The organism is Lysinibacillus phoenicis (assembly GCF_047238325.1).
Classification (GTDB): Bacteria; Bacillota; Bacilli; order Bacillales_A; family Planococcaceae; genus Lysinibacillus; species Lysinibacillus irui.
Genome location: NZ_JBDFMP010000002.1, coordinates 2,449,386 through 2,464,373 on the forward strand (window position 1 = coordinate 2,449,386; position 14,988 = coordinate 2,464,373).

Here is a 14,988-nt window from a genome sequence, read left to right on the forward strand (position 1 = left end):
ATTTTAGCAAAAAGCAATAAATAATACACATTATGCATTATAAATATAAAACCAATCTCAATATTAGATTAAAAACATAAGAAAATCTGCCCACCAACACCTGGCTATTAGTAGCCAGCTATTGATTGAGCAGATTTAAAATCTTAAGGCAAAAATTTATTAAACTGTTAGGCCAGTGTTATCATTCTGATTCCCTTTTTTATGTGATAAAAGTTGAATGACAAACATCACAATAAAGATTGCTAAACCAGCCCAATCCGAAAATTTCTCTGGATAAATAAGTAATAGCCCTGCAGCAATAACAATAATTCTTTCAAACCAATATAGCTTGCGATACCAGTAACCAATAACTCCCGCACCGATCGCCACCATTCCGGTGATGGCAGTAAATACTACCCATAAAATCTGCGGAATTGTCGTATCAATCATTAATAAAGCTGGAGAAAAGACAATCATATATGGAATAATAAATGCTGCAATTGCGAGCTTCGCTGAGTTAACCCCTGTCTTGATTGGATCGCCACCAGAAATACCTGATGCCGCGAAAGCCGCTAGAGCTACTGGTGGTGTAATATCAGCAATAATACCAAAATAGAACACGAAGAAATGAGCTGATAGTAAAACCACTATCGGTACTAATTCCTGTGGTGTATTTGGCGATAATAATGCCACAATAGCTGGTGCAGCAATTGTCGATGTAATAACATAGTTTGCTGTAGTAGGTGCACCCATTCCAAGAATAAGGGAAGCGATCATTACGAAAATTAATGTCAAAATAATACTACCACCAGCTAATGCTACTAAACTATTTGCTAGACTTAAACCTAATCCTGTTTTTACGACAACTCCGACTATAATCCCCGCACAAGCTGTTGCTGCTACCACACCTAAGGCAGTTCTAGCACCTTCAACCAATGCTTCAATTACATCTTTTGGTTTGAGACGTGTTTCCTTATTAAACATAGCAACACCAATTGAAATAATAATCCCATACAAAGCTGCATGCATAACTGGTGTTCCCGTTAACATCAAGACAACAATAGCTACAATTGGTAATAGAAGATATATTTTCTTAAATACCTCTTGTCGATTAGGCATTTGATCGTCTCGTAGACCTCTTAAGCCAACTCTTTTCGCTTCAAAATGCGTCATAATCCATATACCCGTAAAATATAAAAGAGCTGGAATTGCTGCAGCCTTGGCAATATCCCAATAGGTAATGCCACGCCCAATAAACTCCACCATTAGGAATGCTGCTGCACCCATGATTGGAGGCATGAGCTGACCACCAGTGGATGCTGCCGCTTCCACTGCACCAGCGAATTCCTTACGATATCCTAATTTTTTCATCATAGGAATCGTGTAGGAGCCTGATGTTACTACATTAGCAACAGAGCTACCAGAAATGGTACCTTGTAGAGCACTTGAAAATACAGCTACCTTTGCAGGACCACCAATTAATTTACCTGCTAACGCAACTGCTAAGTCATTAAAATATTGACCGACCCCTGTTTTGACAAGAAATGCTCCAAAGAGTAAAAAGACAAAAATAAACGTTGCTGATACACTAATTGGCGTACCAAATATTCCATCTGTTGTAAAGTACATGAGGTTCACAATGCTCTCTAAATCCTGACCTCTATGTGCCATAAATGCCGGGAAATATGGACCATAGTATGCATAAATTAAGAATGCAATTGCAATAATCGTTATCGGTAGTCCTACAGCACGTCGAGCAGCCTCAAGCACTAAAACAACAGCGATCAGACCAACAATAAAATCTATCTGTGTAATAGAGCCATTACGATTCACAAGCTCCGTATAGTTCATAGACCAATAAGAACCTACTGCAATAGATAATAGAGCTAATAGATAATCAAACCATGCAACTTTGTGCTTTGGCGCTTTTTTTCGAGCTGGAAATAATAGAAAAATAAGTGTCAAACCAAAGCCTAAATGAATCGTACGTTGAATTTGTGCAGGAAATTGCCCAAATATTGCAGTATATAGTTGGAACAATGAAAATGCTAGAAGACCAAAGAAAATAATATGCTTCATGACACCCGTAACTGTTCTTACATTCGATTCAATATCATACTTCTCAAGTATGGCTTGTTGCTCTTCAGCAGAAATTTGCTCAAATTCGTCTACTCGCTCTTCTTTTCGCGATTTTTCCTGTGTTGTCATTTCATCCTTACTCCTTTCCACTGTTCATAAAGCGATAGTCGCCTAATTTTAAATAAATAGGACTTTCCCCTACCCAAATCTTTTTTTAAATCATATTCCACATCTTCGTAAATCAATACAAGATCTAAATCTAAATCACCAATATAAATTGTAAAATCATCAATTATCTTGTTCTTATCAAACTGAAGTACATATTTACCATCTCTTTGAATTAAAGTTTGGTTTTCCTCCGCATAGCCAGGCATACCAATCGCCAAATCTTCATATTCCATCTCTAGCATTTGAATACGATTTCCCTGAACAGTTTGATAGGATTCCCATACATCTGATTTATGTATGGAGTGGGTATATCTTATTTGAAATTTCTGCTCAGCTGAAATGGGTATGTAGTGAACGTTCGGATGTTCCGCACGTGTTTCTGTAAAGGTGAACACCTTTTGAAGAGGAAGAAATACAAAAATGCATAGGCAAAAGCTTAATAAAGCAAATACTATAATTAATTTCCTACAACGCATATTTTTCTATTCACCCACTTTAAAAGCTACTCGCCTATATCTACAACTTAAGAAAGAGGCTCGAAGCTTTATGCAATCGAGCCTCTTCGTTTCTTTTAAAAAGCTAGTTTCAACAACAATTCACACTATTTCTTTTCATCAAAGTATTTTTGAGCACCTGGATGAATGTCAATACTAATGCCATCTAATCCTGTTTCAGCTTTAATAAATTTCCCTTTATCGTGAGAAATTTTATTTGTATTATCATAAATAGCTTTAGTCATTGAGTAGACAACATCCTCTGGAAGGTCCTTTTTCACCGCTAGCATTGCAAGGACTGAAACAGTCTCCACATCGTTTGCAATTCCATATGTTCCAGCTTTTATTGTATCTTTTGCATAGTAAGGGTACTTCTCAATAATTTCATCGGCTTTACCTGGATCTACTCCGATAATATTCACTTTCGTTGTAGCATTTAATGCTTCTACAGCACCCGTTGGTGTACCTGCTGTAATAAATGCTGCATCGATTTGGCCAGATTGAAGACCATCTGTTGACTCACCAAAATCAAGATTTTGAGCCTTGATATCATCCATTGTTAAGCCGTGAATTTCAAGTAACTGCTCAGCGTTTGCATATGTACCTGAGCCTGGAGCACCTACAGACACCTTTTTCCCTTTTAAATCCGCATATGATTTAATACCTGAAGCTTCAGTTGTTACGAGTTGCACTGTTTCAGGATAAAGTGCACCTAAAGCTGAAATGGTATCAATTTTATTCCCCTCAAACATGAGCTTCCCTTCAGTAGCATAATAAGCAATATCTGTTTGAACAAATGCAATTTCACCTTTTCCTTCTTGTAAGGCTGTCATGTTGGCAGCCGAAGCTTGAGATACTTCTGCAGTTGTTTTAATACCTGTATCTGTCGAAATTAAATCGGCAAAAGTTCCGCCAAGTGCATAGTAAGTACCTTGCGTACCACCTGTTAGTAAGCTTAAAAACTTAATATCCGAAGCTGGCTTATCGGATGATGCAGAGTCATCTCCACTCGTGTCCTTTGAACCACTGCCGCTATCTGATCCACATGCAGCTAAAATTAATAGCGCGAAGATACTCAATAGCATTAATAATTTAAATTGCCTTTTCTTCATAGTAACCTTCCCCCTCTGGTTATAATTAAGAATCTATTTAAAATTATCAAACCTTGTATAATAATGTCAATATATTTATAGTAAATTCAGAATTTTATAATTATGAAATACCACTTATTATCCACTAATTTACAATATAAATAGTCTATTATTTAATGCTTTTTTCTCTATCCTAAACGTAAAATTTCTTTTCTAATAAAATAAATACAGATGCCATATGTATAAATAATGAATATCTATAAACAGTTCAAAAAAACTGCATCTAAGCTTAGATGCAGTTGAATACAGTATTTTATTGAATGGCCCCACAAGCAATTCTTGCACCTGAGTTACCTGCAGGATCTGTTTTATAATCGTCCTCTGATTCGTGGATGACAATTGCGCTTCCATCACTATCAAGTAACGAATTAGGTTGATCTTTTTGTAAGGTCAAGCCTTCTGCCAGGAAATCTAAATCAACATTCCCATCCTCACCAACCTCTAAGTTTGGTAAGTCACCTAAATGATAGCCTTTAGGGTTTAGCTTGCCATGCTCCTTATGTGTGGGATTAAAATGTCCACCAGCCGATTCAAATTTTGGTGGCTCACACTTTCCAACTTCATGAATATGAATGCCATGCGTGCCTGGCGGTAAGCCCGTTAATGCCAACGTCATCCTTACTCCATTATCCTCTTCCTGAAAATAGGCATTACCATAACTTTCGTTATTTGCCCCTATTACCTTTGCAGTCGCTGTTAATGGAGACGACTCTGCATTTACTGGTACCTTCTCTTCTTTCTTATCAAAAAAACTACAACCACCAACGAAAACTAATAAAGAAAGGCCAATCAAGCTTATTTTTTTCATAAAAATACCTCCTCTATTTTTGATGGTTTCCAACTTATCCATTTCTTATGCACAAATTATTATATTTCGTCTTTACATAATCGTTTACCTGATGCTTGCTTTCCATACAAAAATATTTGATACACTCATATAAAAAAGGATTTCCCAAGACTTGAGAAATCCCCTCTACACTTAATCTAAAATTTTAACTGTTACTGTTTTAACACCCCATTGAAGTGCTTGTCCCTCAGTAGGAATAAAGACATCAATTTTATTGCCCTTAATAGCTCCCCCTGTATCAGCCGCTATTGCTTCCCCATAGCCTTCCACCCAAACTCTTGTACCTAGAGGAATAACCCGCGGATCCACAGCTATTACTTTTAAATTCGGATTCGATCTAATATCTGTTCCATTGGCTGTAATTCCCGAACAACCTTCACAATATGCTGTATAAGCAGTCGCTCGCATTGTTAATGTTTTACCTGAACTATTTGACGGAGCACTTACTGCTTTCGTTTTTGTTGTTGCAACTGTTTTAGTAGGTGCAGTTCCCTCGGAAGTCTTTGGCTTTGGCTTTGCTGCCGAAGCCTTAATTGCCAATGATTCACCCGCTAAAATTAAGTCTGAAGCAAGGTTATTCCACGCTTTTAGTTCATCTACAGTTACATCATTTGTACGGGCTATCGAAAATAATGTGTCACCGCCTCTAATGATATATTCATCTTCTGACGTTTTTTCCACTTTTGTCGTATCCTTCACTAAATCTTGTTCTGGATAAAACAAGAACGATTCCATCTCATTTAGTTGTTGGAACTCTCCAACTGTTAAATTATAAATTTGAGGGAGTGCCCATAATATACTGCCTGGCGATTTGTCCTCAGCAGAAAAAGGACTAGCATACAAACTCAAACCAAAGGTCATTGCTACTGCTAAAGCTAATGCTTTTTTCTTCATGTTTAGTAATACCTCCATTATTTTATTATTTGTTGCAAATCTGCTGCTAGCACACTAGAGTTAAACACTCTATTGATGAAAGCAACCATAACTTTGCAATTTAATAACTCAGGACTGTCTGCCTGATATTAGGAATTATTACTATAAAAACGGAAAAATATACAATTTCGATGATTTTTTTGGAAATTTCAATAATTTAAGCGGGGAGAATCTATAATTTAGTTGCTCAGTTTATCTGTTTTTATATTAGATACTTGCTATTTTAAGCCGATAAAAAAAGAAAAGGAGGGAAGGTAGAAATGGAAATTAATTCACTTATGTCATCCCAGCTAATGGAGCTGCAACAAACCGTCCAGTCGAGTGTCATGCAGAGTGCACTTAATTTAAATACATCTGCAGCAATTGAATTACTGCAAGATATACCTCAGCAGCAAGTCCCTACACATCCATATAAAGGGTCAATAATAGACGTTTCGATTTAATTTTTGGATAATAAAATACTAAAAAGCATACTAGTATTGAACACTAGCATGCTTTTACACATTTTATTTAATAATCATTTGTCTCATATTCCTTACTACACATAAACAGTTTCTTCCTGATTGTTTGGCCTTATACAAAGCATGATCTGCTATTTCTATCAATTGATTAGGACTTTGGATATTCAGTGTAAAAGCAGTAATACCAGCAGACATGGTTACAGGTCTACCACATGCTGTTTCTTGTATAGCCTGTTTAATTCGGAGTCTTTCAGCTAATTGTATAGCAGCGTCTATGTTCCTCGAAGGCAAGATGACCATAAACTCTTCTCCACCATATCTAAAGCACAAACCTTGTTCATCCACAATGTTTTGCATATTATTAGCAAATGCTTTTAGCACTTCATCTCCTACTGTATGACCATATGTATCGTTAATACTTTTAAAATCATCTAAATCTATTAAGATGATGGCATGCGGGACTTTATTAACAATTAATTCATGTAAAGTTTGATCCATTCTTCTACGATTGGGAATGCCTGTTAATGAGTCTAAGTTCAATTGCTCCGTTAGATCAGCAATTTTACTTTGTGAGCAAATCATCATATTTTGTACATAATTTTTCAACATCTTCGCTTCATAATACCATGCAGTAATGTCATCGTTCTCGTTTATCTCTTCCCCTAGTTCCATTTTTTTCGAAAGATTTTTCAGAGGCTGCGTAATTTTTATCGTTAACCATATAACTAGCCCAAGCATAATAGCTATTACTAATATTATAGGGACAATGGTTTTCTTAAAAAACAAGCTAAAAGAAACTTCTTTTTCCTCAAGTAAAGTATCGACTATTTGCTCCATATACAGCTCGATTTCATCTTTCTCAGACCCCTGTAAATAGTCTTGAGTAATGGCCAACACTTCCATTACATATGTTTCTTGCATGTCTGTTTTATTTACCTTCAAAATTTCATTGAAATTTCGATAGCTACTCCAGATACTAACACTAGACGTAACAAGTACAACGATTATCGTTATACTAACAATAAGAAATGATAACTTTAACTTGAATTTACTCACAATAGACCATTTCTCCCATTGAGGTGATTTTTTCGTTAAATTTTATCTATGTTCCGACTTCAACTATAAGATTTCATATATTTATCATACGCCATACTTCTTAAAGAAAACTTAAAAACTAATCCAGTTTTACTCTTTTAAAATATATAAAGGAAAGTAAATAGAACTATAATCACTATAAAGCGCCGTTTAATTTATGCGTAAAGTAATCATTTATGTAAAAAATTTCAAATTTATATATTGACTAGGTTGAAAGAAACCTATTTCTAACCTACTATCTTTTTATGCAGTTTGCGCTAGCTCTTTTTTCACTGAGTTACCATTTTAAAAATTAATGGAAATAAGGGTACACTTTAAATACAGAACTAAGGAAAGGTCGATCAATATGTACAAAATCTACATAATAGAGGACGATGCCAATATAGCTTCACTGATTGTTGAGCATTTAACGAAATATCAGTATGAATGTCATACTGTCCAGCAATTTACACACATCATAGAAGAATTTAATACCATTCAGCCACATTTAGTCATTATGGATATTAATCTTCCTACTTACGATGGATATTTTTGGTCAAGGAAAATCCGGCAGCTCTCAACTTGTCCTATCATCATTGTCTCAGCCAGAGTTAATGATATTGATCAAGTATATGGAATAGAAAATGGTGCAGATGATTTTATCACAAAGCCTTTTTCATTAGACGTTTTTATCGCTAAGATTAATGGTCTACTTCGACGTACATATGGTGAGTATGCTTTAACAGAATCCTCTTCCATCACAATAGCCAATACGACATTAAATCCAGATACAGTTCGTCTTCAAGCTGAAGGCAATGAGAGCTTGTTAACATTAAAAGAAATGCAGCTTAGCAAGTTATTATTCGAAGCTTTTCCTAACGTTGTACCACGTCAAAAATTATTAAGCGCCATTTGGGATGATGAAACCTTCGTGGAGGAAAATACATTGTCAGTGAATATTGGTCGACTCCGTAGAAAAATGGAGGCCATTCACTCAAAGCTTGAGATTAAAACCATTCGTGGACTTGGTTATCAATTAGTGGAGGCAGGTCGATGAAGTTATTCTTTCGTGATCATATAAGTATTATTATGCTCTATTGCTTAAGTTTTTTACTATTGCCTTGGATTATTCATAAACTGGATGATTTCACCTCACACTATGTCTATTTTATCTTTCTTGTCAGCTTTCTGTTTAGTAGTTGGCTACTAGGTCGTTATTATCGTAGAAGAAAGTTATATACTCATTTACAAAAAAATGTGCAAGCCTATGAAGGCCTGAATTTATTTGAACCTCTTGCACCAATTGAGCAAGCCTACAGCGAAAAATTGAGACAAATGCAGTATTTATTTTTAACTCAACAACACAGCTTAGAGGAGCAAGCACAAGAAAAACATCTTGTTCTTTCACATTTTGCACATCAAATGAAGACACCGCTATCTGTCATTCAGTTAATCGTACAATCATCCTCTAACAAGTCTTCAGACGAATTAATACAATGGCAAACAATTAGTAAAGAATGCGATAAACTCACGTTTACACTCAATCAGCTATTAACGTATGAGCGTACGTCTAATTTAGTGGCTGATTTAAAAATCGAATCCATTAATTTAAAAGGACTTGTCCAAGAAGTTGTCAATGATTTGAAGGATTACTTTATCACGAAGGAAGTTTTCCCTAAAATGACAGTTGCCGACGACCAAATTATTTATTCAGATCGAAAGTGGTTAAAAATTGTACTTTACCAAGTGTTAAATAACGCTATTAAATATAGTGAGATAGCAAGTACTATTCAAATCGATTACGACAAGGTAACTCTACACATAAAAAATGGAGGAGAAACTATTCCTACTAGCGAATTAGCACGAGTCTTTGATTTATTTTTTACGGGAAGTAAGGGAAGAATCGGTGGAGAAGCAACCGGCATAGGACTCTATTTAGTGAAAAAGGTTTTAACAGCGCTAGAGCACCCTTTCTCCATACAATCCATTGACCGAGTCACTACTTTTTCCATCAATTTTTCTAACAGTCTAAAAAGATGACAACTTTGTCATCTTCATGTCATCAAGTGAAATAGGTTAAGCACCGCTCCTTTTTTATACTTAAGTTATCTAATCAACATTAAGGAGTTGTTTCAGTTTGGAAAACACAATACTTCACGTGACCAATTTACAAAAAGAATATAGTGGAGAAATCACATATAAAGCATTAAACGGCATCGATTTTCAGTTACAACAACAGGAATTTGTTGCCGTCATGGGACCTTCAGGTAGTGGAAAAACAACATTTTTAAATAGTGTATCTACTATTGATCGTCCTACTGCTGGTGATATCGTCATAAATAATAAAAATCCGTATGTATTAAATGATGAGGAGCTCGCCAAATTTAGACGCTCTGAATTAGGATTCGTTTTTCAAGACTTTAATCTTGTGCATACATTAACAGTGAAAGAAAATATTTTATTGCCATTAACTCTCGATAGCTTACCTGCTTCAAAAATGTCTCAACGTTTAAAGCATGTAGCTCAATTTCTTGGTATTGAGGAACTGTTACCCAAGCGAATTTATGAAATTTCAGGCGGGCAAAAACAGCGAGTAGCAATAGCTCGTGCTGTTATCCATGAGCCTAATTTATTATTGGCAGACGAACCTACAGGGAATTTAGATTCCAAGGCTGTTAATGATGTGATGAGCTTATTTACCTCTATTAATAAAGAGCTAAAAACAGCTATTCTTATGGTGACTCATGACCCTTATGTAGCAAGCTTTGCTAATCGTATTATTTTTATAAAAGATGGCAAATTATATAACGAAATACATCGTGGCAACAATCGTAAGCAATTTTACCAAGAAATTATGGACACGCTTGCTTTTTTAGGTGGTGGGCATCATGAGCTTTAATCATATTGTCCTCCAGAATATATTACGAGATAAATGGACGTATGTTTCTTATTTCTTGAGTAGTATGTTTTCCATTATTATCTTCTTTCTTTTTTCAGTTATCGTCTTTCATCCTAGTCTGAAAAGTTTAGATCCAGATTCGACACTTGGCATTACATTGATGTTAGCCAGTATGCTCGTTTATTTATTTTCATTTATTTACATTACCTACTCGATTATGGCATTTTTACGGAAAAAGACAAAAACGCTCGGAATCTTTATGATTACAGGGGCTTCCATGAAGCAAATTCGGAAACTTATATTCCGAGAAAATCTGTTCATTGGCATTTTGGCCATTATGGTAGCGATCGTTCTCGGACTAGTCATTACTCCCCTTTTTTTAATGGGAGCAAAAGTTGTTTTAAAGGCAGAAACGTTCGGTATGTATTTACCTCTACAAGCGATCGGCTTAACTATTGGTTTGTTTTTGATCTTATTTATTGTGATTTCTAAAGTCGTCACTAAATTTATTAATAAAGAAGCCTCCATTCAGCTCTTAAAAAGTGATACGGTTATCGAAAAATCGATTCAACCACACTATATTTTATTAGCAGTGAGTAGTGTGATGACGGTCATGTTAGCTTATATACTAAAAATCGAGCACGCCGTTGTAGAGTCTCTAGGTGTTATCTATTATTTTTTATTTTTTGCTAGCATTCTTTGTACGATTTACTTCGTCATTACTCAAGGATTCCGACTGTTTTTAATAATGTTTGAAAAGTCACCAGCATATTTACGTAAAACAAATATGCTGTTGGCGTCTAATTTAAATGCAAAAATGAAATCCCATGCAAATATGCTATTTCTAATCACAATTCTATTAAGCGGTGTCTTTCTATGTACGAGTATTTTATTTAGCTCTTATTACAATGTAAAAAAGGATAGTGAAGAAAATTACCCGTACAGCTTCCAATACATCGCTGATCCAAAAGTAAATGCTGATATGGTCAAGAAAGATCTTGATTATCTTGAAACAAAGCTTGCAACAGTGGAAGCAAACAAATATTTTATTGAATTTAAATCAAATGAGGATCAACGCCTTGGCTATATGGCATTATCTGATTATAACTTGTTACTGCAACAGGACAATGACCTACGTAAAGATGAATTTATTGCTGTTGCAGGAAGCCGAGGTGTATTACCCATCACCCAAAATGCTAGTGACAAGTATATAAAATCTTTCAAATTAGCGAACATCAATGAGCAAAACCTGTTATCTACGGGTTTTCAGAATAGCTATTTCATTGTACCTGATGACATTTACCAAGCCATTGATTATCCTGTTTATAAAACCTATATTTATGAATTAGATAATTGGTCAGCGCATACGGCATTGGCGAATACAATTACAGAAGACATACCCTCTTTACCAGGACAACGTTACTTTACTTCGAAAATCGACTTATATAATACAGAAATGTTTATTAAAAGTGTGATGTTCTTCATTGGTTCCATGCTAAGCTTAATTTTCTTAAGTGCTGCGATGAGTATTTTATACTTCTATTTACAAACAACATTGATGCAGGAAAAGAATAAATATATAGGCATTCGGAAGCTCGGACTTTCAAAAAAAGAATTAGCTACCATTATTGCAAAAGAATTAGCGATTCTTATTTTCGTACCGTTCACCTTAGCCATTACACTATTGCTTACTACATTAGTAGCCATGCGAGCTATGGTCTCCACAGCTTTTTTACAAGTTTCGATTGCCAGCTCTTGTTGTTTCTTTGTGCTGTTCCTCATCAGTTATTTCTTTATTCGAAAAAGCTATTTTAAACGCCTAGTAAACTAGAATCCAAATAATTTTCCTATCGAAACAGAAAACCCGACCTATATCATGAAACACTAAATGAGCGTTTCTAAAAAATAGGTCGGGTTGTTTATTAGCTAAGATGCTTCTTCTCAGCCTCTTCTTACCAAAGAATTGGCTTAGCTACCATTAACCACAGCATGATTAATAGTAGTAAAATGTACATCCATGTTTTACGCTGTAAAAGTGAAACAAATTGTTGTTGATTATAAGCAGGTGTATTATATGTCCGTAATGTAGGTTTAAAAGCTCTAGCTAAAAATACAATCGAGGCAAACATCACAAGGAAAGTTAATACAATCCATGAAGTACGCCAATGATAGCCAGCATGCCACATTAGCAATATACCTGATACTACAAGAACATGTCCTGAATGTTTGACAATAGTAATTGCCCCTTTAAAAGCTTCTATATAAGGTGGCATTTCATCATTGGAAGCTATTCGCATTTTTTTAACGACAGTTAGTACAACAAACAAAGGCCCAATCGAAAGAACAGCACTTAAAATATGTATATAAAGAAGAAGTGTATAAATGGAAAACATGATGGTACTCCCCTTTTCATCAGTCCTCTACATTATAGCATCCAACTTAAGTCAGCTTGGTCGACAATTGTGAATCCTTTGTAAACACAGCTTGAATCATTGTAAAATTGTTTGAAATCCACGCAAAGAGGGTATTGTTTATAGTAACATGCACTTATAGAACAAAAAGGAGTGATTTTTATAGGAATTCATCAATTTTTTACAAGCCTTAATGATTTAGAGCGTATTATTCGTTGCCCCGGACGCTTTAAGTTCGAGGAGCACAATGTGGCTGCCCATTCTTGGAAAGTATCACAATATGCAATGTTTTTTGCAACGTTAGAAGAAATGAACGGTGCTACAGTTAATTGGAAGTCTTTATATGAAAAAACCATCAACCATGACTTTGCTGAAGTTTTTATTGGTGATATTAAGACACCAGTAAAACACGCTAGTCCAGAGCTGAAGCAAATGCTAGCACATGTGGAAGAAAAGATGATGGAAAAGTTTATTATTAATGAAATTCCACAAGAGTTTCAGGAAATATTCTTTGAACGTATGAAGGAAGGTAAGGACAATACTTTAGAAGGCCGTTTACTCGAATTCGCGGATAAGCTCGATCAATTTTATGAAGCGTTTGCCGAATTAAAGCGTGGCAACACGGACAAGGAATTTGTCTATATGTATCAATCAGCCCTTTCCAAGCTTTTAGCGATTCCACTTGAAGCAAGCGTTCAGTATTTCCGCACAGAAATTTTAAAGGATGCCGTAAAGGAAAAAACACATATCGATATTCAAGCATTAACAAATGAAGTTTTAACAGCAAAATAATAAGTGGCATGTACAAGTTTTCCGATTGAAAAATTCACGGAAGGCTTTTTTTATTTTCTAAAAAAAGTCGTATAATGAGGGGAGATTGATTGGAGGGAAAGTATTGTCACAAGAATGCTCAATTGTAGAAGATTTAATACCTCTTTATAAGAAACAAGCACTCCAGAAACCGACAGTTGCATTTATAGAACAGCATTTAGCGAGTTGTCAGAAATGTCAGCAGCAGTTCACTAGTTCAAAGCAACTCCAAATTGAATACTTACCTATGAAAAGAACATTATCTTTTTTTCACATTGTCTTTATTGTGTTATCCTTTATGTTTGCTATTAATTCATCATTGCTCGGCAATCAAAAGGGTTTTGTCATCTCCTATGCACTTTTTGGTTGCCTTTCATACCTCTTCTATAAAAATATCTGGATTATCTTTATTATTAGCTCCGTTCCTGTATTTGTCTGGGCCATTATTAACAATTTAAATAATGAGCTCTATACTACCAGCTATTCCTTAACAGAAATAGGAGCATTGATAGTTGGAGCAGGCTACATTGCTCTTTTACATACAATTTTTGCCTTATTAGGCGCAGCCTTTGCCATTCTTTTACGCAGGATTTTCAAATAAGTAGACAAATAATGCACCTTAAACTTGTTACCACGTTTAGGTGCATTTGATTTTTATTATGCTTTTTTCACGAATTCTGACTTCAATTTCATAGCGCCAAAGCCATCGATTTTACAATCAATATTATGATCGCCTTCTACAAGACGAATACTTTTTACCTTCGTCCCTATTTTTAAAGTGGAAGAACTCCCCTTAACCTTTAAATCCTTTATAATAGTAACTGAATCGCCATCTGCTAATAAATTACCATTTGCATCTTTAACAATCAGTGCATCTAATTCCTGTTCAGCTGTGTCCTTGCTCCACTCATGAGCACACTCAGGACACACAAAGTTTGTTCCATCCTCATATGTGTATTCAGAATGACAATTTGGACAATTTGGATAAGCCAATGTGCTTCCCCCTTCTACTTTTTTAACTAGGAAAATCCTCTTTATGCTCCTATCTTTACATAGTCAACCATAATAAGCAAAGGTTGTTCGCATTTTCCGTTCTCATTTGTGAAAGAAATATGAAGCAATAGCACCTATTTGCAAGCCATTTTAGATACCTATTTCATCTTTTGGAACGCTTGCCCATTGACTAATTTGCTGTAATCATCTTACTTGCATGTTTGTCGCTCATGCTTTATTATATCCATAAAGGCTGCATTGTTCGTATAATATTAAGTTTTAACCTTTAAGCTGTAAAAGGGAGTTTTATTATTGGAGTTGGAATGACGGGCCTCACACTACGGTGCATGAGGATAAGCAGGAAAGCTTCTGCGAACACCCACTTTGAGGAGTGGTGGTTTAAAACTTTCTATAATAACTACGGCATTCGCGGCTTTTTAATTTGATCTTACAGCCACAAGGCTTCTAATAACTCACCCTTCTCAATGGAGGGTGAGTTTTTTATTAATGTAACTTATAATTCCCACTGATACCCCTAAGTTTACATTTTCACTATTAGGCAAAGCAACAATCTCATTAGCAACGGTGAGAAAAGCATAAATCATTCCCTTATTAAAAGAGCTTTTACTTTTAGTACTCCCCTTTTGACCATTCTTATGTATGCCTGTGCAATCCGCCTTTTGTCGAAT

The 14,988-nt window shown here is 35.3% G+C and carries 15 protein-coding genes and 1 other RNA gene; 8 read left to right on the forward strand and 8 right to left on the reverse strand.

The window, feature by feature from the left end; translation table 11 throughout:
* Nucleotides 1-159 precede the first annotated feature (159 nt).
* The 5 genes from ABC382_RS13625 to ABC382_RS13645 all read right to left on the reverse strand — a co-directional run bounded on the left by ABC382_RS13625 (nt 160) and on the right by ABC382_RS13645 (nt 5,612).
* Entirely contained in the window at nt 160-2,187 is a 2,028-nt protein-coding gene (locus ABC382_RS13625; protein WP_322604860.1) for a TRAP transporter permease, read from the reverse strand.
* Entirely contained in the window at nt 2,184-2,702 is a 519-nt protein-coding gene (locus ABC382_RS13630; RefSeq protein WP_322604861.1) for a DUF1850 domain-containing protein, read from the reverse strand. Before ABC382_RS13630 ends, ABC382_RS13625 begins: the two co-directional genes overlap by 4 nt.
* Nucleotides 2,703-2,827: 125 nt before the next feature.
* Complete coding sequence (locus ABC382_RS13635) at nt 2,828-3,832, reverse strand: TAXI family TRAP transporter solute-binding subunit (protein WP_322604862.1); 1,005 nt, start codon at nt 3,830-3,832, stop codon at nt 2,828-2,830.
* Nucleotides 3,833-4,124: 292 nt separating this feature from the next.
* Nucleotides 4,125-4,679, reverse strand: coding sequence for a superoxide dismutase family protein (locus ABC382_RS13640; protein ID WP_312505117.1), 555 nt, complete (start codon nt 4,677-4,679; stop codon nt 4,125-4,127).
* 171 nt (nt 4,680-4,850) lie between these two features.
* The gene (locus tag ABC382_RS13645) at nt 4,851-5,612 is read right to left on the reverse strand and encodes a LysM peptidoglycan-binding and 3D domain-containing protein (RefSeq protein WP_322611201.1); all 762 of its coding nucleotides are present in this window, start codon (nt 5,610-5,612) and stop codon (nt 4,851-4,853) included.
* A gap of 299 nt (nt 5,613-5,911) precedes the next feature.
* Here ABC382_RS13645 and ABC382_RS13650 point away from each other — a divergent pair, with 299 nt between their 5' ends.
* The gene (locus tag ABC382_RS13650) at nt 5,912-6,094 is read left to right on the forward strand and encodes a putative motility protein (protein WP_274795381.1); all 183 of its coding nucleotides are present in this window, start codon (nt 5,912-5,914) and stop codon (nt 6,092-6,094) included.
* 63 nt (nt 6,095-6,157) lie between these two features.
* Here ABC382_RS13650 and ABC382_RS13655 read toward each other — a convergent pair whose 3' ends face one another.
* Nucleotides 6,158-7,168 (reverse strand): GGDEF domain-containing protein, encoded by a 1,011-nt coding sequence (locus ABC382_RS13655; RefSeq protein WP_322611200.1) that lies wholly within the window; start codon nt 7,166-7,168, stop codon nt 6,158-6,160.
* Nucleotides 7,169-7,553: 385 nt separating this feature from the next.
* On the opposite strand from ABC382_RS13655, the gene ABC382_RS13660 reads away from it, so the two are divergent.
* The 4 genes from ABC382_RS13660 (at nt 7,554) to ABC382_RS13675 (ending at nt 11,916) form a co-directional block, all read left to right on the forward strand.
* Nucleotides 7,554-8,243 (forward strand): response regulator transcription factor, encoded by a 690-nt coding sequence (locus tag ABC382_RS13660; RefSeq protein ID WP_274795379.1) that lies wholly within the window; start codon nt 7,554-7,556, stop codon nt 8,241-8,243.
* Nucleotides 8,240-9,226 (forward strand): sensor histidine kinase, encoded by a 987-nt coding sequence (locus ABC382_RS13665; protein ID WP_322604864.1) that lies wholly within the window; start codon nt 8,240-8,242, stop codon nt 9,224-9,226. Before ABC382_RS13660 ends, ABC382_RS13665 begins: the two co-directional genes overlap by 4 nt.
* Nucleotides 9,227-9,323: 97 nt before the next feature.
* Entirely contained in the window at nt 9,324-10,085 is a 762-nt protein-coding gene (locus tag ABC382_RS13670) for an ABC transporter ATP-binding protein (RefSeq protein ID WP_274795377.1), read from the forward strand.
* Nucleotides 10,075-11,916, forward strand: a complete 1,842-nt coding sequence (locus tag ABC382_RS13675; protein ID WP_412926934.1) for an FtsX-like permease family protein — start codon at nt 10,075-10,077, stop codon at nt 11,914-11,916. Before ABC382_RS13670 ends, ABC382_RS13675 begins: the two co-directional genes overlap by 11 nt.
* A gap of 121 nt (nt 11,917-12,037) precedes the next feature.
* On the opposite strand, the gene ABC382_RS13680 is transcribed toward ABC382_RS13675, so the two are convergent.
* On the reverse strand, nt 12,038-12,478 hold the full coding sequence (locus tag ABC382_RS13680; RefSeq protein WP_274795375.1) for a DUF2269 family protein: 441 nt from the start codon (nt 12,476-12,478) through the stop codon (nt 12,038-12,040).
* 171 nt (nt 12,479-12,649) lie between these two features.
* Here ABC382_RS13680 and ABC382_RS13685 point away from each other — a divergent pair, with 171 nt between their 5' ends.
* Both ABC382_RS13685 and ABC382_RS13690 read left to right on the forward strand, forming a co-directional pair.
* Nucleotides 12,650-13,288 carry a YfbR-like 5'-deoxynucleotidase gene (locus ABC382_RS13685; protein ID WP_274795374.1) on the forward strand — a complete coding sequence of 213 codons (639 nt, stop codon included), beginning with the start codon at nt 12,650-12,652 and terminating at the stop codon, nt 13,286-13,288.
* A gap of 103 nt (nt 13,289-13,391) precedes the next feature.
* Nucleotides 13,392-13,907: a zf-HC2 domain-containing protein gene (locus tag ABC382_RS13690; protein ID WP_322611198.1), complete on the forward strand. Its 516-nt coding sequence runs from the start codon at nt 13,392-13,394 to the stop codon at nt 13,905-13,907.
* Between the two features lie 56 nt (nt 13,908-13,963).
* On the opposite strand, the gene ABC382_RS13695 is transcribed toward ABC382_RS13690, so the two are convergent.
* Nucleotides 13,964-14,299: a zinc ribbon domain-containing protein YjdM gene (locus ABC382_RS13695; RefSeq protein WP_274795372.1), complete on the reverse strand. Its 336-nt coding sequence runs from the start codon at nt 14,297-14,299 to the stop codon at nt 13,964-13,966.
* Between the two features lie 247 nt (nt 14,300-14,546).
* Between ABC382_RS13695 and ssrS the strand changes: the two genes are divergently transcribed.
* A non-coding RNA gene (gene ssrS / locus ABC382_RS13700) (6S RNA) lies at nt 14,547-14,739 on the forward strand.
* Nucleotides 14,740-14,988: the final 249 nt, after the last annotated feature.